Origin of the sequence: Nocardia vinacea (assembly GCF_035920345.1) — a bacterium.
Lineage (GTDB): Bacteria > Actinomycetota > Actinomycetes > Mycobacteriales > Mycobacteriaceae > Nocardia > Nocardia vinacea_A.
In genome coordinates this window covers 4,349,181-4,369,331 of the sequence record NZ_CP109149.1, presented here as the reverse complement: position 1 = coordinate 4,369,331, position 20,151 = coordinate 4,349,181, and the positions used below count along the sequence as shown (strand labels likewise).

The following is a 20,151-nucleotide window of genomic DNA, read 5'->3' as shown; positions in this document are numbered from 1 at the left end:
ATTGCTCGACCATCGAACCAAGAACTCCTCGGGAAAGAATTGGCCGCCCTCGGTCGACTCGCGCCATGCTTGCCACGGCCCAGGACTGCGGAGGCACCTGAACGCGAGAGGTGTTGCGGCACAGTGCTGACAGTGGTGGTGTCCGGTGCGAAGCCCGCCAAGCGCGATCATGCCGGCCGAAGACCCAGGGAAGGCAAGGCTAAAGGAAGGCTAAACGCGTTGTAAATCCTGGCAATCGGATGTGCGACGGAGTACGCGCGCCAACTAGCGTCCATCTGGTGAAGATGGGGGTCGCACGTCTGCAGTCGACGCTGCCGCCTCATCGGGTCGATGCGAAAGCCGGACGGCGAATCTATGCCCACTCGATGCACAGCGTCACGGATTCCCTCGCGTTCGCGGTGTGGGAGAACGACGCTCTGATCCGATCGCTGAGTTTGTCCCCCGACACCGGCGTGCGCGAGGACATCGGTGCGCCGTTGCCGTTCGAACAGCCGTACTGGGACGGCAATTGTCCAGTCGACATGGATGACTACGGTCTGCCATTCCACCCGCTGGAGCTCGGGGAGGAGGCGTTGCGGGTGTTCTTTGGATACGCCCTGGAAGGCGCCGTCGATCCTGTCGAAAGGAAGGCGTGGGAGATCCCGCTGTGCGGCAGGGCCAGCAAGCCACAGCGGACACACCGAAGCGCATAAGTTTGCCGCGCGTTCCGGTCTCGCTCTACGAGCAACTGGCCGCTGCGGAGCCGATGTGTTCGGCCCCCGCTCGACCCAGGCGCAGGCCCTGGTCGGCCCGATCGGCGGTCCGCACCGATGACGACCTCCGATGCAATCGGGATCACCGTGGGCGGCAGCGATATTCGCGCCTGAAGCCGCGCACTGCATCCACCCGGTCTCAGGTCGCGTCGATGACGATGAGGGAAGCCGCGATCGCGACGAGGATGCCCATAGTCGCTGCTCCGGCTGCCTTGGCAGTTCGCCGCACGCCGGTGTCGAGGGGGAAGCTCGGCGGTCGAATCGTGAGTTGTGGTGCTCGACAACTCCCATAATGCAACCAATGGTTGCGTGATTATGGATGGTCGGCTAGCGTGACATGCAACCAAACGTTGCAGATGGAGGAAGAGTATGGAGTACGGCAGCATCGAACGCGAGATCCACGTCGACGCCGCACCCGAAGTTGTCTTCGAGGTGGTCAGCAGCCCGGAACACATCTCGGAATGGTGGTCCGACGCGGCTGATTTCGAGACGACTCCCGGCGCGGTCGGCGAACTGGTCTTCGGCGACCGGGAACATGTCGCCCCGATCACCGTGGTGACCGTCGAGCGGCCACGGCTGTTCTCGTTCCGCTGGTGCTATCCGGAGGGCTCGGCCGACCTCGCCGATTCGCTGCTGGTCACCTTCGAGCTCACCCCGGCAGGCGCTGGCACCAGGATTCGCCTCACCGAGACCGGGTTTCGCGAGATGGGTTGGGAAGCTGCGAAGTTGGAGGAGACATACCAAGACCACGTCGCCGGTTGGGACAGGTTCGTTCCGCAACTCGGCGAGTACATCGCGCGGCTGGTGTCGACTCCGTGACCACCGCCGTCGACGATGACCTGTGGTCCGCGGTCGGGGATCCGACCCGTCGGCGGATGCTCGACCTGCTCCTGGCGACCGGCGATGGCACGGCCACCAGTCTCAGTGAGCAGTTGCCAGTGACACGGCAGGCCATCGCGAAACATCTGGGCGTGCTCGACCGCGTCGGCCTGGTGCACGCCACGCCCGCGGGGCGGGAGCGGAGGTATCGGGTGGACGAGGCACAACTTGCCCGGGCGGTCGCGCAGTTGTCTTCGGTCGGGGCGGCGTGGGACGCCAGACTCCGGCGCATCAAGCGGATCGCCGAGGCGATTCAGCGTACGAAAGATCAGCAGCAGTGAAAAACCAACACTGGAAAGAGGATTCGAAAATGGTAGATATCCTGCACCGAGTCGCAATCAAGTCGTCGGCGGCCGAGGTCTACACCGCCTTGACCACCACCGAGGGGCTGGCCGGCTGGTGGGCGACCGACACCCAGGGCAAAGGCAATGACGTCGGCGGCGTGCTCCAATTCCGTTTTGTTGCCGGTGGATTCGATATGAAGGTCCTCGAGCTCGACCCGGGCAAGCGCGTGCGCTGGGAGGTCGTCGAAGGACCCGAAGAATGGGTCGGCACTCACGTGGACTGGAACCTCGACCGGGCCGACGAATACACCGTCGTGCTCTTCAAGCATGAAGGCTGGAAGGAGCCGGTGGAATTCATGCACCACTGCAGCACCAAGTGGGCGGTATTCCTGCTGAGCCTGAAGTCGTTGGTGGAGACCGGAAAAGGCGCGCCGGATCCGCACGACGTCAAGATCGACAACTGGAACTGACGCAGTAGGCCTTCCTGCGAATCGGACAGGCGATCACCATGCGCTGACGGGTCAGGTCTCGACCGCTGCCACCCACAACGCATGGTGATCATCTGACCAGCCCAGTGGGGTCAGGATTGGATGGTGTGTTCGGCGGTGGTCCAGGCGCGGGCTTGGTCGCTGATGGTTACGCCGAGGCCGGGGCGGGATGACAGGTGCATGCGGCCGTCGGCGATGTCGAGGCGTTCGTTGAAGAGGGGGTCGAACCATTCGAAGTGTTCGACCCAGGGCTCCCGGGGGTAGGCGGCGGCGAGGTGGATGTGGATTTCCATCGCGAAATGCGGTGCCAGTTGTAGGTTTTGGCTGTCGGCGAGGGCCATCACCTTCAGGAATTGGGTGATGCCGCCGACACGTGGTGCGTCGGGCTGCACGATGTCCGCACCGTGGGCAGCGATGAGTTGGGTGTGTTCGGCGACGCTGGTGAGCATTTCGCCGGTGGCGATGGCGGTGTCGAAGGTGGCACTGAGTTGGGCATGGCCGTCGAAGTCGTAGGCGTCGAGGGGTTCTTCGATCCACACCAACCCGAACGGCTCGAAAGCCCGGCACATGCGGCGAGCGGTGGGACGGTCCCACTGCTGGTTGGCATCGACCATCAACGGCACTCGGTCCCCGAGCTTCTCGCGCACTGCGGTGAGCCTCGCGAGATCTACCGTGTGGTCGGGGTGTCCGACCTTGATTTTGATGCCGCCGATGCCGTGTTCCAACGACGCCGTGGCGCGGTCGAGGACTTCTTCGATGGGTGCGTGCAGGAATCCACCGGAGGTGTTGTAGCAGCGCACCGAATCACGGTGTGCACCCAGCAGTTTCGCCAGCGGCAACCCGGCACGTTTGGCCTTGAGATCCCACAGAGCGACATCGAAAGCGGCGATCGCCTGCACCGACAGCCCGCTGCGACCGACCGAGGCGCCCGCCCACATGAGCTTGTCCCAGATCTTGGCGATATCGCTGGGATCCTCACCGAGCAGCACGGGCGCTATCTCGCGGGCATGTGCGAACTGGCCCGGCCCGCCCGCGCGCTTCGAGTAGCTGATGCCGATGCCTTCGAGCCCGGCGTCGGTGGTGATCTCGGCGAAGAGCACCGCGACTTCGGTCATGGGTTTCTGTCGACCGGTCAGCACCTTGGCGTCGCTGATTCCGGTGGGCAGGGGCACGGTGACCGAGGAGATCTTGACGTTGGTGATCCGGTCGAGGATGGGTGAATCCATGGCTGGGGTCCTTCGGGGTCAGGCGATCGTCTTCACAAGGGTCGTCAGCTCGGCGAGTTCGGCCTCGGTGAGGTCGGTGAGCGGCGGGCGCACCCGGCTGGATGGTCTGCCGACCGCGGTGAGCCCGGCCTTGATGATCGATACCGCGTAGCCGGGGCGGCGGTCGCGGATGTCGAGGTAGGGGATGACGAAATCGCGCAGGTGCGTGTAGACGGTCGCGCGATCGCGGGCGCGGACCGCACGATAGAAATCGAGCGCGAATTCGGGTGCGAAATTGAAGATCGCCGAGGAGTAGGTGGTCACACCCATTTCGGTGTAGGGGAGTGCGAATGTTTCCGCGGTGGGCAGGCCGCCGATGTAGGTCAGTCGGTCGCCCATCCGGGCGTAGATCCGCGTCATCGACTCGATATTGCCGACGCCGTCCTTGAACCCGATGAGGTTCGGGCTGCGCTCGGCCATCTCGGCCACCGTCACGTCATCGCAGGCGGCATTGGCTCGGCTGTAGAAGATCACCCCGAGCGAGGTCGCCGCACACACCTGGGCCACATGTTCGACCAGCCCGTCCGGCGACGCCTCCACGAGATACGGCGGCAGCAGCAGGATTCCGTCCGCACCCGCCGCCTCGGCCGCGCGCGCCTGCTCCACCGCCACCCTGGTGCTCGCGGTCGCGGGAGCGATCACCGGGACCCGTCCGGCGGTTTCGGCCACCGCGGCGCGCACCACGCGATCGATCTCCGCGCTGGTCAGGGCGAAGCCTTCGCCCGTGCCACCGGCCGCGAACAGGCCCGCGACCTCGTATCGGGACAGCCAACCGATGTGATCCCGATAGGCCCGCTCGTCGAAGTTCAGTTCGGCGTCGAAATGGGTGACCGGGAACGAGAGCAATCCGCGCCCTAGCGCGGGTCCCAATTCCTCGGCGGATAGCTGCGACACGAATATCCTCCTGGCGACGGAAATTGCTGATTTCTCTGGAGATTAGGTCCGGCACCTGATGCCGGTCCAACACTGTTTTGAAATCAACTGATACTCGAATGGCATCGGACCCGACTATGCTCTCTCCAACCGGCACCCGCTCGTTTGGGTATCGCTCAATACCGAATTGGTGTTCGACGGGTATCGCTTTCGACCTTTAGCCTCCTTTCACACCCATTGCAGGGTGATCCGGCGCACACCGGCCGGTCACAGGAGGACAGTGATGTTGAAACGTGAGACTATGCCCGCCGCCGTCGGCGCCCGCGCCGTGGTGGCACCCACCGAACAGCGGCGCGGTCGTCGCATTCCCACGCGCTATCTGGTGCTCGGGCTCTTGTTCATCATCACCGCCGTGAATTACGCCGACCGCAGCAGCCTGTCTATCACGGGCAGTGCGGTCCGGGCAGATCTCGGGTTTTCCACCGTCCAACTCGGCTACATCTTCTCGGCATTCAGCTGGGCCTATGTCGTCGCGCAATTGCCCGGCGGGATGCTGCTCGACAGATTCGGCGCACGGCGGGTCTATGCGGCGAGCCTGGCATTGTGGACGCTGGTCACCGCGGCGACCAGCCTGGTCGGCCTGATCACCACGCCGGTGCTGGTCGCCTTGTCGATCGTATTCGGGCTGCGATTGTTGCTCGGCGTATTCGAATCACCGGCCTTCCCCGGTAATGCGCGGGTGTCGACCATGTGGTTCCCGACCGCCGAACGTGGCCGGGCGACAGCGGTTTTCAATTCGGCACAGTATTTCGCGACCGTAATGTTCGCCCCGGTAATGGCCTGGATCACGGATCAATTCGGCTGGCGCTGGGTATTCGTGCTGCTCGGTGTGCTCGGCTTCGGCTTGGCCGTGTTCTGGTGGCGCTGGCTGTATCCGCCGCGTGCACACCGCCGCGTCACCCCAGCCGAACTCGATACGATCGTTTCCGGTGGTGCGCTGGTCGATCTCGATACGACCAAGGGCGAGAACGCAACTCGACGCACGCGACTCGATCGGCGCATGCTCGTGCGCGTCTTCTCCACCCGGCCGCTGTGGGGCGTCTATGTCTTCCAGTACGCGGTCAACGCACTGACCTACTTCTTCATCACCTGGTTCCCGATCTATCTGAACAAGGGCCGCGGCCTGTCACTGGTGCATGTGGGATTCGTCGCCGCACTGCCCGCGCTGGCGGCCTTCATCGGTGGCCTGGTGGGCGGCATCCTGTCCGATGCCCTGTTACGTCGCGGGCGGTCACTGACGGCGGCGCGCAAAATCCCGGCGGCCGTGGGCATGTTGCTTGCCACCCTCATCGCACTGTCCAACTTCAGCGATAGCACCACCGTGATCGTGGCGATCTTGATCGTGGCCTTCTTCGGCAAGGGCGTCGGTTCCCTCGGCTGGGCGATCACCACGGATATCGCACCGACGCAAGCCGTCAGCTTCGTGAGCTCCACCATGAATGCTTTCGGCAATATCGCGGGCATTGTCACCCCGATCGTCATCGGCTATCTGGTTTCCTCGACCGGCTCGTTCGATACCGCGCTGTGGTTCGTATCTGCACACGGGCTGCTCGCCGTGGTCGCCCTAATCGGTATGGGCACCATCCGACGTATCGAATTCGACGCCTGATCCGAAATCGAAAGTGCCCCATGACCATCAGATATCGCCGAGCATTCTGCAGTACCGGAATCCTGTTGGCGGCAGCCCTCGCGGGTTGCACCCCGGACCATCCGGCCGCGCCCACGACGATCGTCTATGTATCGAATGCCGACAGCGCCGAGATTTCGGTGCTCCGGCTCGACAATGCCACCGGGGCGATTACCCCGGTGGACACGGTTGCCGTATCGGGCAAGGTAATGCCGCTGACGACCAGCCGCGACCACCGCATTCTGTACGCCGCACTGCGATCGGCGCCGTATTCGGTGGCTGCGTTCGGAATCGACTCGGCGACAGGAAAATTGCAGCCGAACCCCGCCGTCGCACTCCCGGACAATATGGCCTACCTGTCGACGGACCGCACCGGGCGCTACCTGTTCGGCGCCTCCTATACCGGGGACAAGATCTCCGTCAATGCGATAGATCCATCGGGTCGGGTTTCGCCGGAGCCGGTCCAGGTGATCGCGACACCGCCGCACGCCCATTCGATCGTCACCGATCCGTCCAATCGGTACGTGTTCGCGGCCGTCCTCGGTGGTGATGTCGTCCTGCAGTTCCGCTTCGACGAGGCCACCGGACGACTGACGCCGAACGAACCGGCATCCGTCGCAACCGAATCGGGCGCGGGCCCACGGCACCTGCTCTTCCATCGGAACGGGCGCTACGTCTACGCCAGCAACGAACTGGACGGAACGGTCACCACCTACCGCTTCGATCCCGACCGCGGCACACTCACCCTGCAGCACTCCGACTCGGTGCTGCCACCCGATTTCGCGGGCGGCGCACCGGCCACTTCGGATCTGCACATCACGCCGGACGGACGCTATCTCTATGTCGCCGAGCGAACGTCGAGCACGATCGCGGGCTTCCGGGTGGCCGATGCCACCGGTGCATTGACGCCGATCGGATCCACGCCGACCGAGGCACAACCGCGCGGGTTCGGCATCGATCCGCGCGGACGTTACTTGATCGCCGCTGGCGAGAAGTCCAATGCGATCACCCGCTACACGATCAATCCAGACACCGGCGCGCTGACCCCGGGCGAGCATCTCGATCTCGGTCGTGATCCCAACTGGGTCGAGATCATAGATATGCCCTGAGTGGCACCACTTTCCACGGATATTCCGGCTGCGACACGCGGAATGTGTTGGGACGCCATCCATCCGGGCCTCGGCTCCGAATAACAGTTGATCGACGCTGCTGAGTTCGACCTCGGCGAGCCGCGTCATGCGGTGGCGATCTGGTTGGTGGGTTCCAGGAGGTGCGTCGCTACATGCTGTTGATATTCATCGTGCCCGTCCTAGCGGCGATTATCGCTGTGGCCATCTTCGTGATCGGAGATCGGCTGCGACCCGAGTCTTGGGTGTCGACCGACGAGGAAGCGGCCGGTTCCCTCGTACTCGAACTGATCAACACGCTCTTCCTGGCGGTGGTCGCCTTCGTGGTGGTGATCTGCTGGCAGGAGTACGACAACGCGCACAATCACACCATTGCCGAGGCGAAGGCGCTGGTGGAGACCTATTCGACCGCGCATTCCATGCCGGATCCCGAGCATCGCCAGATCCAGGATTTGGTGCGGGATTACACCGATCAGGTGCTCACGCGAGAGTGGCCGGTCATGCAGGCGGACCGGCGGTTGAGTCAGCCCACCCAGGACACGTTCGACAGCTTGCGCGATGCCGTCGCGTCGGTGAACACGACGGATCCGGACGTCGCGGACCTGCGCACCAGTGCCATGGCCAGCCTTGACACGGCCGCCGAGGCGCGCCAGGACCGGGCCATGGACGCGAGTTACCAGATGCCCGTATTCCTTTATGCGGCGCTGTGGTTCGGCACCATCCTGCTGCTGTGCACCGCGGTGCTCTCGGGTGTGGAGGTCACCAAACGCAGTGTGATGATGACCGCGCTGCTCGGTATCGTCGTCGGCTCGACGGTGCTGGCGATCTACAACCTCGACCGGCCGTTCTCCGGCGGAAACAGTGTCCCGAAGGATGCCTTCGAATACGCGATGTCCCGCTACGCGCACATCACCTGACGGGCTGCCCGAGACCTGCGGAGCTGCGACGGATGGGATATCGGCAACATGGCGTTTGTTGTACAAAGACGAAGGGCCGCACTTGGATTGGCGGTGGCGACGGTGGTGCCGTTGTTCGCGGGTGGGCCTGCGGCCGCGGATTCGACGGGCCCCGAGTGGCCGGTCATCGGTGATATCGCCACCGGGAGTGCTGCTGTCGACGCAACTGGGACCGGAAGTGCGGCTGCGAATTCCGGGAGCAGCTCCTACGGCGGCGTCTTGGATCTCGAACCCAGGGGTGTCACGACCGGAAGTGCGTCCCTGGGGACGGCGATGTCGGGCAATGCGAACCGGGACGGCGCGGCGACCGGCACAGGCGGCATCGACAACGGCGCCGATGACCCAGCCGTCGGCGGGCACGCGGATGCGACGGCCGGAGCGGGCGAATCCCTTGGCCTCGACCCGGGCAGCGTCCAAACCGCCTGCACCGGCAGCGCCGTAATCGGCAGCGCGACAATACTGCTCGGACTTGCGAGCGGCAGCGGCATAACCGGCAGCGGCATAACCGGCTCCGGTTTGATCGGCACCGGTTCGGTCGGATCGAGCGGATCCGGCCTCGGCAGCGTCGTCGTCGGCAGCGCGATGACCGGCAGCGCACTGCTGACCTGTCTGCTCCTACTCCCGGTCCCCGAACCGGCCGCGCCCGGCATCCCCCTCCAACTCGGCCCGCCTCCCGTGCCGGCGATACCCGCACCGGCAGCGCTGATCGCCCCACCGGAATTCCCCCCAGCCGCACCGGCACTCGCGATCGCCCCGGAAACACCGATCCGCACCACCCCGCACCGACCACCAGCCGTGGCGGCCGAATCTACCCCGGAGGATCCGATCGCCTGGAACCTGCTGGAGCTGGTGACGGTCATGGTGATCACCGTCCTGACGGTGGTCCGCAAGATTGCTGTAGGTCGCAACAGACGAGCCGAATGACGCCCGCAGGGGCATCCCTGATCTGCTGAACCCGGGCGAATGCTTGCTCGAACGGGAGTTGGGGCTGCGCGTCTCATGGGCGGTGGCTATCATAGCGGCGGACACTCAAGAACTGGTCTGGGGCAACGGATTTGGATCATGAGCACCGGCAGGAAGCTCGTGACCCGCACCACACGTGCTGCCTACGTGGGGCAGATCGGCGCGACTGAAGTCGTGTGAGCAGTTTGTTTGCAGTTCGTTGTCATCAACCTGCCGAAGCTCGCCGCTGTGACGTAACTGAGGTCAGTGCTGGGTCCGCTCGATTGTCAAGGTTCTTTAGTTTTCAAAAGTTCGGAGTTCATCTGTGACAACGCATACGCATCACCCACCGGAATCACGGTCGTCGGTCGGCGGCTCACCGGGCTTCGGGGCCGGGCCGCGCATCGTGATGTACACCCCGGAATTCGCCGCCGATCCACACCGGGCCTACGGGCAGATGCGCAAGAAGTTCGGTTCACTGGTGCCGGTGGATCTCGCCCCGGGCGTACCGGCCACTTTGGTGATCGGCTACTACACCGCGGTCCGCATCCTGACCGATCCGGACCACTTCCCGGCAGATCCCCGGACGTGGGAGCGAAACATTCCGGCCGAGTGCCCGGTACTCGGCATGATGAAGCGGCGGGAGAATGCCCTGCGCACCGATGGGCAGGAACACAAACGCTATCGCGAGTCCACCAGCGCGGCGATCAATGACGTCGATCTGCTCGGCATGCACGCGGTAATCGAGCAGATCGCGATCCCGCTGATCAATACGTTTTGTGCCGAAGGACACGCTGATGTGTTGCAACGCTACGTTTTTCCGCTGGTATTCACCGCGGTGAACGCCATGCTGGGAGTCGACGCCGATATCGGCGCGCGGGTCGCGGCGGCGTTGGACGCCATGTTCGATGCCGGGGCCGAGGTCGGTGCGGGCGACCGCATGCTGCACGAGGCGCTGCGGCTGCACACCGAACGCAAGCGGGAGGAGCCCGGTGACGACATCACGACTCGATTGATGCGTCACCCGAGCGGTCTGACCGATGAGGAGGTGATCCAGCAGTTGGTGACGCACTACGCGATCGGGGTCGAGCCGCTGGTCCACCTCATCGGCAACGCGTTGCGGCTGATGTTGACCGACGATCGATTCGCCGCGGGCATGCACAGCGGTAGCCTGTCGACCCGGGATGCATTGGACGAAGTGCTGTTCACCGACCCGCCGTTGGCGAACTACTGCATTTCCTATCCCCGGCAACCGATCCTGCTCAATGGTGTGTGGCTGCCCGCGCACCAGCCGGTCGTCGTCAGCATGGCCGCGTGCAACAGCGATCCCACCGTCAATGCCGTCGACGGCGTCGAGCGCGATGGCAATCGTTCACACCTGGCCTTCAGCGCCGGACCACACATGTGCCCGGCACAGGACGCCGCCTACCTGATCGCTCAGGACGCGATCGACCAACTGCTCGATGCCCTGCCCGAGATCGAGTTGGCCGGTCCGGCCGCCGAACTCGGTTGGCGTACCGGGCCGTTCCACCGCGCGTTGACCGCGCTGCCGGTCGTCTTCCCGAAGTCCGCTCCGTTCCCGGAGTTCCCGCCTCCCTGAGAACCCTGCCGAGCCGAGGGCCGAGATCGCCGCACCATCGACGATCTCGGCCCTCGCTACGGTCGCCGACACCTACATGAGTTTCATCGGTGCGGACGGTGTGAAAACGACCGGGAATGCCGCCATCGCACGGTGGAAGGGACCCGGCCGCCAGATCAGCTGATCCGGGTGCACCCCGAGCTGGATGTCGGGCAGTGCGTCGAAGAGCTGATCGATGGCGTACTGAACAGTGAGGTACGCAACGCCTTTGGCCGGGCAAGCGTGCGGACCGGCACTCCACGCCAGGTGTGAGCGATTGCCGAGACGTCGTCCGTCGGCGTCGTCGCCGCCGCCGCGGATCTGTGGATCGTTATTGCAGCCGGTGAGGCTGATGACGACCGGTTGGTCCGCGGGCAACCAGATATCGTCGACCATGATCGGCTGGCGCGGGTAGGTCGTGCAGAAGTTCGCCATGGGCGGGTCGTTGAAGAGAACTTCGTCGATCGCGGTGATCGTCGACAGGTTTCGTCCGAGGACGTCCGCGCACTTGAACCGGTCGTCGGTGATCATCAGTAGCAGCGCGTTGGTGATCAGGTTGCGCTGTGCTTCGAATCCGGCGCCGTAGAAGCTCATCAACTGGGCGAAGATTTCTATGTCGTCCATGGCGGCCGGGTGGTGTGCCAGCCGTGAGGTGACGTCGTCGCCGGGATGGTCGCGTTTGAGCTGGATCAGCTCCAGTAGTGCCTCTTTGAGCATTGCCATGCCCTGGGCGCTACGGACCGTGTCGAAGCGTGCCGCCATGCCGCTGGCGACGCGCTGCCCGATGTCGGGTGGGCAGCCGACCATTTGGTTCAGGACTCCGAGGACGAGCGGAAATGCGTACTGGGTAACCAGATTGGCGTTTCCGGCCTTGCAGAAGGTGTTGATCAGTGGGATGGCGATCTGCTCGATGGTCGAAGGCAGTCCGTGCACATCGATTCCGTCGATGCTCACGACGGAGGCATCCCGATAGCGGGCGTGGGTAGGTCCGTCGTTGTTGCGCGCGGCTGGGAGCCAGGCCATCATCGGCCGCACCGGGCAGTCCTCGGGGACGGTCTTCTGCCAGGTGCGGGGGTCGGCGGGAAAGTGGGTGGGGTCGTTGAGGATTCGTACTGCGGTCGCGTAGCCGATCACGAGTGTGGCCGGCACTCCGGGGGCCAACTCGATCGGAACCAGCGTGCCGTACTTACGCCGCATCTCTTCATAGGCGTGGTGCGGATCGGCGACGAACTCCGGTGTGTACAGCGGAATCCGCTCACCGGTAGTGCTCGATGATCCGTGCTGCACGGGGCAAACTCCGGTCGTGCCGGTATGCGGATCGGACGTGGGGGTGTGCGGTGTGGTCAAAGACGTTACTCCAAACGGTGGAACAGAATTCGACAAAGACTGAATCAATGAGCGCGGGCAGATTCCTCGACCAAGGTCAGCGGTGCGTCGTCGAGCCTTCGAAACGACACACCCTTCCTAGGACCTTTCCGGAACCTGGCGACTCGCCCACGCTAGCAACATAGCAACGGGCAGACGGCGATGCCCGGGGAACCTGGTTGCTACCCGGTTGGTCCGAGCGTGTCGTGGACGACTATTCGACCGGACTGCCGATGGGTAAGCGGTTGACCGGGGTAGCCGGATCGGCTCGTGGCGCTTGGTAGAAACCGATCAGCTTCAGCATCGGTGCCGTCATCGCCGTTGTCACCAAAGCCATCACCACCAGCACTGAATACAGTTGTGGACCAATGAGTCCCGCGCTTAGACCGACGTTGAGTATGACGAGTTCTGTCAATCCGCGGGTGTTCAGCAAGGCCGCCAAGGCGGCCGCCGATCGCGACGGCAGACCGGTCAGCCGCCCGGCCACATAGACGCTTCCGAGCTTCCCAGCGACGGCCACCACCATGATCACCACCAACTCGCCGATCGCGGCCCGGTCGATCGACCCGAGATCGACCGCGAGCCCCGCCACGACGAAGAATCCGGGCAGCAGCACCAAGCTCAGAATCCGGGCGCCGGATTCGACCGCCTCGCGTCGCGCTCGCGGGAACACCACACCGAAGGCGAATGCACCGAAGATCAAATGCAGTCCGATCCATTCGGTAATCGCGCCGAGCAGCAGCGCGCCGCCGACACCGACGACGATCATCGTCTGCTCGGTGCCGGCCGTGGCCAGCCGCGCCAATGCCGGACGCACGATCCACCACGTCACAGCTACAACAGGCACCAGGAGCGCCAGTCGCCATTGGCTGCCCGTTCCGGGGTGGGCGACGGCCAGCACGACTGCCAGCGCTGTCCAGGCGAAGATGTCGACCAGCGCCGCACAGGCGAGGCTGAGCTGACCGATTCCGGTGCGTGTCAGTCCGCGATCGTGCAGGATCCGGGCCAACACCGGAAATGCGGTCACCGCCAGTGCGCAGCCGATGAATAGCGTGAAGCTCGGTAGGTCGCCGGTTCGGTGGCGCGCCAGCGCGGTCGCGGCGATGCCACAGCCCAGGAGGAACGGGACGGCGTAGGCGGCGACCGATACTGCCGGGATCGACCGTCGGCTGCCCGCGAATACGCCGCGGTCGAGTTCCAGCCCGGCGACGAACATGAATACGGCGACGCCCACATTGGCGAGCAGGGTCAGATACGAGCGGATCTCGTGCGGAAACAACATGTCCGACAGATGTGGCCCCAACACGGTCGGGCCCGCGAGTATTCCTGCGGTGATCTCACCGATCACCGCGGGCTGGCCGACGCGTTCGGCCAGCCACCCCAAGATCCGAGCTGCTGCCATGATGAGGGCGAGATCCATTAGGACCACGACGATTTGACTACTTTGCACTTACTTCTCCCTCGCGATTCGACGGGCTGCGGCCGATCAGCTTGCCCACATCGCGCTCAGTGTGGTGATGACACAGTGCAGCGCCCGTCCGGTATCGAGTCTGGTGTCCAGGCGACTTCGGGGTTCGCAGTCGAGGTGCAGGCCGCCCGGCGCGGTGCCCGTGGTCCGGCAGGCGCTGACGAAGGTGTGGATCGCGGTGGCGGGATCGTCGGCGTGCATCGGATCGCACACCCAGCCCACCGGGGTAGCAAACCGGGCGGCGGCCTCGAACAACGCGGGAAGTGCGTCGGCGGTCCGGGTGCCCGACAGTGCGGGAACGAGCGTGAGCCGACCGGGCCGACGCTCGGGATTCAGGTATCGGCACAGGAACTCGACGTCGTCCGGCGTTGCGGTGGGGCCGAGGGTTACTGCAAGTGGGTTGCGAACGCGGGCGGCGAAAGACAGGTGCTGGTGGGTGAATTCGTGGTTTCGATTGCCGATCCACAGCAGTTGGGTCGAACGGTCCCACTCCGGCCGCTTCAGCCGACGTCTGGTCGCATTCGAATCGCAGGGCTTCGCCGCGCGCGAGATATGCAGGGGCGCAATGGAACTGTACAGCTCACGGGAGGCCGCCGGTGCGCTTGCCGCGATGGGGAGCATTGCGGCGACCTCGACCAGCAGATCGCGTGCCACCGACGCCGGGTAGTGGTCCGCAGCGCTGCGGAGCATGTCCGTGCAGAGCGCTATAGGGGGGTTCGAGACGCGCCAGCTTTCGAGCAGCGCCGCGGCCCTGCGGTATCCCTCCGGCAGACGATCTCGCGCGGCAGCGCCGGAATTGGCTGGTGTCCAGCATGATTCGCCGTCATATCGCAGTTGGCCGATGGTCACGATCGGCGTGTCCAGTCCGTGCTTCAGCACGGCGGCGGCACCGATAGCCAGCACACGGCGGGCGGGCAGTGTCGCGACATCGAGGGCAGTGGAGGTGCGCGCGCCGAGATGGACAACGAATGCCTGTCCGCGCGCTGCCGCCGCCAAATCGGTGGTGAGCGAGTCGGATTCGCGCGGATGGACCAGTGCGGGCAGCGCTCGCGAACACGGTTTGCTGGTGCGCGCCGGCTCGGTATCGCAGCCACCTCGGCGTGCAGGCGTTTGCGAACGGGTGTAATCCGGCTCATCGGCCCAGCTCAGATCCTCATTCGAGATGGGGGCATGTTCAGGTGGCACGACGCTGGGATTGAATATCTCGCGGATATAGCACAGCGGCTGATGATCGCCGAGCATGATGACGTACGCCTTGGCCGCGCAGAGGCGACCATCGGGCCATCTCGTGACGCCCGCCCGAAGCACATGTCGCCGCTGGGATACACCACGGGAAATCAAGCCGCGTCCGATCGGCACATGCAGATCGTCGGTGCCTGCCGCGGCCGCAGGGCCGCTCACGGCGACGACATAGTTCATCGATGCGGTCACCATATCGGCATTGATCAGACATGATCGACGGACGATGACGCGGTCGGGACCGGCCAACCGCAATGCGTCGGAGACGGTGGCGGGTAGCTGCTCGGCCGCGAGTTCGTCTTGGCGCAGCACCCGCACCTGGAGATCCGTGCCGAGGATGGCCTCGAGTCTCGGCTGGGTGAAGCCGTCGCTGGCCAGCAGCCGGCGGGTGATCGGATGGCCGAAGCGCGCGATCTGTTGTGTGGCTGTCCGGGGGCCCGAACCACCGACCGAGGAATCGCCCGGTGGTTCGGGATCGGAGCGCGTGATCGTCATAGTGACCGGCTTCGCGCTGTGGTTTTCACGAAGGCCGGAACTAGAGTACGGGGACGTCGGCCGCCTTCGGGGGTAGCACTGGACGCGCTATGGCCTCGATTTCGGCGGCGTCGCGGGGCCGCGTGGTCAGGCCGAGTACCGGTTCGGTAGTAATCCGCACATCGTTCAGCACGGTGTCTGCCAACGGGTCACGCCAGTGGTCCCAGACGACCGACATGTCCAGATGACCCATGTATTCGAGGTTGGCTGAGTCCGAGTGCAGTTTTTCGGTCTCGGTGAGCGCGGAGGCGATGGTGTCGGTCGGGGTGCGCTCTTGGTCTCCCGAGGTTTCGTCCACATCGGTGAGCCCGGCCATGATTCGGGTGAACGACACTTCTGGGGTGTCGCCTTCGTGCGTCTCGGTGAGTTTGTCCGCGTGCGAGAAGTATTCGTCGGAACCGATGTACTGCTCGTACATGCGGGAGACCAACACGAGGAACCGTGAGTAGGCCCGTCGGGCAGTGTGCTCGTAGAAGGCCATCGCGTCGGTCTCGCTCATTTCGCCACGCAGGGTGGTCGCGATCGCGGCCGCGGCGACCAGCCCGCCGTAGGTTGCCAGATGCACGCCGGTGGACAGCAGCGGATCGAGGAAGGCCGCCGAGTCACCGACGAGGGCGTAGCCCGGACCGCAGAACCGATCCGACACATAGGAATAATCCTGCTCGGCCTTGACCTCGGCGACCTGCTTCGCGCCTTCGAGCAATGCGCTCATGGCCTTGCTGTCACGAATCGTGTTGTGGTAGTAGGCGTCTCGACCCTGCTCGCGTAGTCGCTCGCCCGCCTTGCGCGCGGAAACCACATAGCCGACGCTGAATCGGCCGTTGGACAGGGGGATATGCCAGAACCAGCCACCCTCGGGCGTGGACACGACATTGATCGCGCCTTCTGGGCTGTCCGGGTGCAGGCGCGCGCCCTCCCAGTACGACCACACCGCGACATTGCGGAACGCGGGATGCTGCCGACGCATGTTGAAGCGCCGCTTGGCCAGCAGGCCGTATCGTCCCGAGGCGTCGACGAGGAAATCGAATTCGGTGGTCCGACTACCGGTGTCGCCGGGTCCGGTCCATTCGACGGCTACCGGGCGGTCACCATCGAAAATCACGTTCTCGACATTGGCGTTCTCGATCACCTGTGCGCCTTGTTCGGCAGCGTTGCGCAGTAGAATGTCGTCGAATGCGTCTCGCTCGACCTGGTAGGACCAGGCTTCTGCGTCCACGAGTTGGGACCAGTCCAGCAGCCAGTTATCGTCCTGCCACTGGAAATAACCACCCCGTTTGATCTGGAATCCATGCGCCGCGACCTTGTCGAACGCGCCGGAAAGACGCAGGGTCGACAGGCAGGATGCGAGCATCGACTCGCCAATGTGATACCGCGGGAACGTATCTCGTTCCAGAAGCGTCACGCGGATTCCTGCTCGAGCCAGCAGAGCTGCGGTTGTCGACCCAGCTGGGCCGCCACCGACAACGAGGACATGCGGATCGTTCGCCATTGCACACTCCTTGGAACAGCGGACACCGACGCGGACGGTACGTCCACATCGGTAACCGAACCAACTCCGGTCCCACGGTGGTGGATCAACCCGGACCGAGCATCGCCATCAGTTAGCCACACGTGACGACGCCCTCGTCAGATTGTAGCGGCAACTATCGAATCATCAACCGCCGGAGTCGATTTGGTGATCGCAGGCAATTGGTAGTAACCGGTGTCTGAAGGGTTGCCAAAACCTCCGATTCGGACCTGCATACCGAACCGCCCCGACAAAACACGCCCGGGTTGGTGTCGGCTGCGGCCGCGCGAGTCCGTGCATGCTTCTCAGAGCAGCACTTTTCGTCGAGATCGTGCGCCGCGATCGGTGGGAATCGCCTGGGCGTGACAGGCGAGGTCGTTCGGTGTCGTTTGGCATCACCCCGCTCTTCCGGCAAATTCAGAGTAAAGCCCGAACCGGGTCCGCGCGAGGCGTTCGCAAAGTTGACTTCTGCGGTTGGCGACCGCTGCGCGGCGATCAATACGCGGATTCCGCTGTGGCGGAAGTGCTTTCCCCAAGTCAGACGCCAGCAACGCGGGTGCGAACTGTCAAGTGCACCCGCGTTGCCTGATCACGACGCCTATTCGGGTGTCTGCTCGACGGCCCCTGCCACCGCGACCGTGGCTTCGGCGGTGTGGCGGGCGACCTCGGGGGTGCATCGTCCGAGTCCGCACGCAGTGGCGACACCGAAGGCATTGCGACCCAACGCCTCCTCGAAAAGCGCACGCGCGCGGTTGCTGTTCTCGACGGAATCCGTGGAAACCACACCTGCGATCACTCGCCATTCGGGGGCGAGTGATCGCAGGGGAGCGTAGAAGCGAGGTTCCAGTGGTGCGGGCTCGGCGCCGTACGCGCACGGAACATGCACCGGGGGCAGTGGCGCTCCTTGTCGATCCAGCAGTCGCGCAGTGCGATTGAGCAGTGTCACGGCGGGAGCCAGACTGCGCGGGGACAGCAGGCTCTTGTGCTGATAGTCGCCATAGCACAGGTGCACAATGGTGTCCGCGCCGATCTCGTGCAGCTGCCCGAGGACGCCGGCGAGCTGGCGCGCCACTAGCGGGGCCAGCGCCCATCGCGAACCCAGTTGTGTCGCCTTGACCATGCTCAACAGAGCGAAAGGCGACTCCAACTGCCAGACGACACGGTCGCCGTGCCGAGCGACCACCTCCGATACCTCCTGTACCACCGCTTCGGTGAACACCGGCAACTGGCGCAATGCGGCGACCGCAAGATCGAAGTGCCGCAATGCCTTTCCAACCGGCAGCCCGCCGGACACAGCCGCGCCCGCGAATACGAACATGGCCAGATCCAGTGGATTCGGCAGGCTTATCTGGACTTTCGTCTCGGCCAGCTGCGGCTGTTCGCGCTGTAATGACTCGAACGCCGCCACCACTTCACCGATGCGCTCGACCCGGTCCATAGACACGTGCCGCGGTTCGAGCTTGCGACCGGATCGGAGTCCATAGCTGGGGAAGTCGCTGTAGTCGGCGTATCCGCCGTCCTGGACGATCTCGAAGACATCGGAATGCTGCTTGCGTGTCCGCAGATAGTCCATGATCCAGTCGGGGTCCAGATCGCAGGGTAGCGCGGTGACCGGCCGGCCCGCGGTGCGGTCGGCAAACCATTGCAGGACAGCGCGATCGCCCGTCATCAGGTCCGCCGGAAGACTGCCGACATAATGTGCGTACCTGGTCATGGGTGGCCCCCTTGAGGTTCGGAATACATGCGAGCGGACAGCCAATAGTGGCGCAGGTGCGCGGAGCCGACAACTTCGACGGTTTCCGTTGCCGCACTTGGCGAATTCGGAAATCGGACGGGCTGTCGGGATGCTGGGCAGAGGTCAGGGTTAACCCTGATCTTCACCCCGATATCGGTGCTGAGCTGGTGATTTATCGCTATCCGGCTGCCAGCATGGAGGAGTCGGATCGTCGGATGACGGTTCGCCCGAGACCTTCTGGAGGCTGGCATGTTGTGGAAAATCATCGGTGTCGTAGCGGTCGTCTGGATCGCGCTCGCCATCATCGGTGCGTTGATCAAGGGGCTGTTCCCGATTCTGGTGATCAGCGCGGTCGTCTTCGGGCTGTACCTGCTGTACAAGGCGGTCGCGGGCTCGGACAACTCCGTGAGCAAGCTGTAGCGCCCGCAGGCCCGCAGGCCCGCAGGCCCGCAGGCCCGCAGGCCCGCAGGTCCGCAGGCCCGCAGGTCCGCCGGGACTTCGGGCGCCGCGGTTTCGAGAGGTGGCCGTGCGCCGTCCGCCGCGGGCAGCGCGCGGCCTACCCGCGTTCGGGACGTCTGCTTGAATGACCCATGTGGAGCAGGTTCCCGAGGATTGGCAGCGCGGCCTCGTCGTCGTGGCGCATCCGGACGATATCGAATACGGTGCGGCCGCCGCGGTGGCGCGTTGGACGGGCCAGGGCAAGGACATTCGCTACGTGCTGGTGACCTCCGGCGAGGCCGGGATCGCGGGCATGCCGCCGGCGGAGGCCGGACCGCTGCGGGAGGCCGAGGAGATCGCCGCCGCCAAGGTGGTCGGGGTGCACGAGGTGGAATTCCTCGGCTATCCGGACGGTCGCGTCGAAGAAACCCTTGCGCTGCGCCGTGACCTTGCCGCCGTGATTCGTCGTCATCGTCCGGAATTCGTGGTGCTGTTCAATTTCGGCGACACCTGGGCTCCCGGCTATGCCAACAGCGCCGACCATCGCGCGGTCGGCCGCGCCGCCCTCGATGCCATATCCGATGCGGGCAACGAGTGGATTTTTCCGGATCTCACCGAACCGCCGTGGTCGCCCCGGCTGGCCGCGGTGGTCGGCCCGAACGCCACCCACGTCGTCGACGTCACCGACACCATCGAGCAGGCCGCCGCCTCGCTGGCCGAGCATCGCCGCTATCTCGAGGTGCTCAGCCCCGAGCCGGTGGCGGATCAGGTGCGCGCGGTGATCGACATGGCGACCGCCCCGAAGCCGGGATTCCCCGCGGCGCGCGCTGTCGGCTTCGAGCTCTACTACTTCGGCTGATCGCTGTGACAGCAGTCACGTCGACTTCCGGCGTCGAAGCCGCTTCCTCGAGAATGTCGCGGAAATCACGTTTACTGATGGTGACCAGCCCGGTCGCAGGTCGAACTATCCGACGAATTGCGTAGCCGGTGATCG

The 20,151-nt window shown here is 64.6% G+C and carries 18 protein-coding genes; 11 read left to right on the top strand and 7 right to left on the bottom strand.

What is annotated here, in order from left to right; all coding sequences use genetic code 11:
• The first annotated feature begins 284 nt into the window (after window positions 1-284).
• The 4 genes from OIE68_RS20190 to OIE68_RS20175 all read left to right on the top strand — a co-directional run bounded on the left by OIE68_RS20190 (window position 285) and on the right by OIE68_RS20175 (window position 2,385).
• Window positions 285-692, top strand: coding sequence for a DUF6928 family protein (locus OIE68_RS20190; protein WP_419150778.1), 408 nt, complete (start codon window positions 285-287; stop codon window positions 690-692).
• 429 nt (window positions 693-1,121) lie between these two features.
• Window positions 1,122-1,571: an SRPBCC family protein gene (locus OIE68_RS20185; protein ID WP_327100921.1), complete on the top strand. Its 450-nt coding sequence runs from the start codon at window positions 1,122-1,124 to the stop codon at window positions 1,569-1,571.
• Window positions 1,568-1,912, top strand: a complete 345-nt coding sequence (locus tag OIE68_RS20180; protein WP_327100920.1) for a metalloregulator ArsR/SmtB family transcription factor — start codon at window positions 1,568-1,570, stop codon at window positions 1,910-1,912. The genes OIE68_RS20185 and OIE68_RS20180 overlap by 4 nt, the downstream gene beginning before the upstream one ends.
• Before the next feature lie 29 nt (window positions 1,913-1,941).
• Window positions 1,942-2,385, top strand: a complete 444-nt coding sequence (locus OIE68_RS20175) for an SRPBCC domain-containing protein (RefSeq protein WP_327100919.1) — start codon at window positions 1,942-1,944, stop codon at window positions 2,383-2,385.
• A gap of 110 nt (window positions 2,386-2,495) precedes the next feature.
• Here OIE68_RS20175 and OIE68_RS20170 read toward each other — a convergent pair whose 3' ends face one another.
• Together OIE68_RS20170 and kdgD are read right to left on the bottom strand one after the other, a co-directional pair.
• Window positions 2,496-3,629, bottom strand: a complete 1,134-nt coding sequence (locus OIE68_RS20170) for an L-talarate/galactarate dehydratase (protein ID WP_327100918.1) — start codon at window positions 3,627-3,629, stop codon at window positions 2,496-2,498.
• Between the two features lie 18 nt (window positions 3,630-3,647).
• On the bottom strand, window positions 3,648-4,562 hold the full coding sequence (gene kdgD, locus OIE68_RS20165; protein ID WP_327100917.1) for a 5-dehydro-4-deoxyglucarate dehydratase: 915 nt from the start codon (window positions 4,560-4,562) through the stop codon (window positions 3,648-3,650).
• Window positions 4,563-4,824: 262 nt separating this feature from the next.
• On the opposite strand from kdgD, the gene OIE68_RS20160 reads away from it, so the two are divergent.
• The 5 genes from OIE68_RS20160 (at window position 4,825) to OIE68_RS20140 (ending at window position 10,853) form a co-directional block, all read left to right on the top strand.
• On the top strand, window positions 4,825-6,210 hold the full coding sequence (locus tag OIE68_RS20160) for an MFS transporter (RefSeq protein ID WP_327100916.1): 1,386 nt from the start codon (window positions 4,825-4,827) through the stop codon (window positions 6,208-6,210).
• Window positions 6,211-6,230: 20 nt separating this feature from the next.
• Entirely contained in the window at window positions 6,231-7,337 is a 1,107-nt protein-coding gene (locus tag OIE68_RS20155; RefSeq protein ID WP_327100915.1) for a lactonase family protein, read from the top strand.
• A 173-nt stretch (window positions 7,338-7,510) separates the two neighbouring features.
• On the top strand, window positions 7,511-8,272 hold the full coding sequence (locus tag OIE68_RS20150) for a DUF4239 domain-containing protein (protein WP_327100914.1): 762 nt from the start codon (window positions 7,511-7,513) through the stop codon (window positions 8,270-8,272).
• A 93-nt stretch (window positions 8,273-8,365) separates the two neighbouring features.
• Entirely contained in the window at window positions 8,366-9,235 is an 870-nt protein-coding gene (locus tag OIE68_RS20145; protein ID WP_327100913.1) for a hypothetical protein, read from the top strand.
• Window positions 9,236-9,578: 343 nt separating this feature from the next.
• Window positions 9,579-10,853 (top strand): cytochrome P450, encoded by a 1,275-nt coding sequence (locus tag OIE68_RS20140; protein ID WP_419150719.1) that lies wholly within the window; start codon window positions 9,579-9,581, stop codon window positions 10,851-10,853.
• Between the two features lie 72 nt (window positions 10,854-10,925).
• Here OIE68_RS20140 and OIE68_RS20135 read toward each other — a convergent pair whose 3' ends face one another.
• The 5 genes from OIE68_RS20135 to OIE68_RS20115 form a co-directional block, all read right to left on the bottom strand.
• On the bottom strand, window positions 10,926-12,218 hold the full coding sequence (locus OIE68_RS20135) for a cytochrome P450 (protein WP_327100912.1): 1,293 nt from the start codon (window positions 12,216-12,218) through the stop codon (window positions 10,926-10,928).
• Window positions 12,219-12,450: 232 nt separating this feature from the next.
• Window positions 12,451-13,686 (bottom strand): cation:proton antiporter, encoded by a 1,236-nt coding sequence (locus OIE68_RS20130; protein ID WP_327100911.1) that lies wholly within the window; start codon window positions 13,684-13,686, stop codon window positions 12,451-12,453.
• A 36-nt stretch (window positions 13,687-13,722) separates the two neighbouring features.
• Window positions 13,723-15,438, bottom strand: a complete 1,716-nt coding sequence (locus OIE68_RS20125; RefSeq protein WP_327100910.1) for a 3-deoxy-7-phosphoheptulonate synthase — start codon at window positions 15,436-15,438, stop codon at window positions 13,723-13,725.
• Window positions 15,439-15,478: 40 nt separating this feature from the next.
• On the bottom strand, window positions 15,479-16,966 hold the full coding sequence (locus tag OIE68_RS20120) for an NAD(P)/FAD-dependent oxidoreductase (RefSeq protein WP_327100909.1): 1,488 nt from the start codon (window positions 16,964-16,966) through the stop codon (window positions 15,479-15,481).
• A gap of 616 nt (window positions 16,967-17,582) precedes the next feature.
• Window positions 17,583-18,698, bottom strand: coding sequence for a hypothetical protein (locus OIE68_RS20115; RefSeq protein ID WP_327100908.1), 1,116 nt, complete (start codon window positions 18,696-18,698; stop codon window positions 17,583-17,585).
• A gap of 270 nt (window positions 18,699-18,968) precedes the next feature.
• Here OIE68_RS20115 and OIE68_RS20110 point away from each other — a divergent pair, with 270 nt between their 5' ends.
• Together OIE68_RS20110 and OIE68_RS20105 are read left to right on the top strand one after the other, a co-directional pair.
• The gene (locus tag OIE68_RS20110; RefSeq protein ID WP_040692895.1) at window positions 18,969-19,139 is read left to right on the top strand and encodes a hypothetical protein; all 171 of its coding nucleotides are present in this window, start codon (window positions 18,969-18,971) and stop codon (window positions 19,137-19,139) included.
• Window positions 19,140-19,311: 172 nt separating this feature from the next.
• Window positions 19,312-20,016, top strand: coding sequence for a PIG-L deacetylase family protein (locus tag OIE68_RS20105; protein WP_327100907.1), 705 nt, complete (start codon window positions 19,312-19,314; stop codon window positions 20,014-20,016).
• Window positions 20,017-20,151: the final 135 nt, after the last annotated feature.

Excerpts from the sequence above, each read along its gene's own strand:
- OIE68_RS20190 (WP_419150778.1), top strand. The coding sequence starts at position 285 with ATGGGGGTCGCACGTCTGCAGTCGACGCTGCCGCCTCATCGGGTCGAT.
- OIE68_RS20160 (WP_327100916.1), top strand. The coding sequence starts at position 4,825 with ATGTTGAAACGTGAGACTATGCCCGCCGCCGTCGGCGCCCGCGCCGTG.
- OIE68_RS20155 (WP_327100915.1), top strand. The coding sequence starts at position 6,231 with ATGACCATCAGATATCGCCGAGCATTCTGCAGTACCGGAATCCTGTTG.
- OIE68_RS20170 (WP_327100918.1), bottom strand. The coding sequence starts at position 3,629 with ATGGATTCACCCATCCTCGACCGGATCACCAACGTCAAGATCTCCTCG.
- OIE68_RS20175 (WP_327100919.1), top strand. The coding sequence starts at position 1,942 with ATGGTAGATATCCTGCACCGAGTCGCAATCAAGTCGTCGGCGGCCGAG.
- OIE68_RS20110 (WP_040692895.1), top strand. The coding sequence starts at position 18,969 with ATGTTGTGGAAAATCATCGGTGTCGTAGCGGTCGTCTGGATCGCGCTC.
- OIE68_RS20120 (WP_327100909.1), bottom strand. The coding sequence starts at position 16,966 with ATGGCGAACGATCCGCATGTCCTCGTTGTCGGTGGCGGCCCAGCTGGG.
- OIE68_RS20150 (WP_327100914.1), top strand. The coding sequence starts at position 7,511 with ATGCTGTTGATATTCATCGTGCCCGTCCTAGCGGCGATTATCGCTGTG.
- OIE68_RS20125 (WP_327100910.1), bottom strand. The coding sequence starts at position 15,438 with ATGACGATCACGCGCTCCGATCCCGAACCACCGGGCGATTCCTCGGTC.
- OIE68_RS20185 (WP_327100921.1), top strand. The coding sequence starts at position 1,122 with ATGGAGTACGGCAGCATCGAACGCGAGATCCACGTCGACGCCGCACCC.
- OIE68_RS20115 (WP_327100908.1), bottom strand. The coding sequence starts at position 18,698 with ATGACCAGGTACGCACATTATGTCGGCAGTCTTCCGGCGGACCTGATG.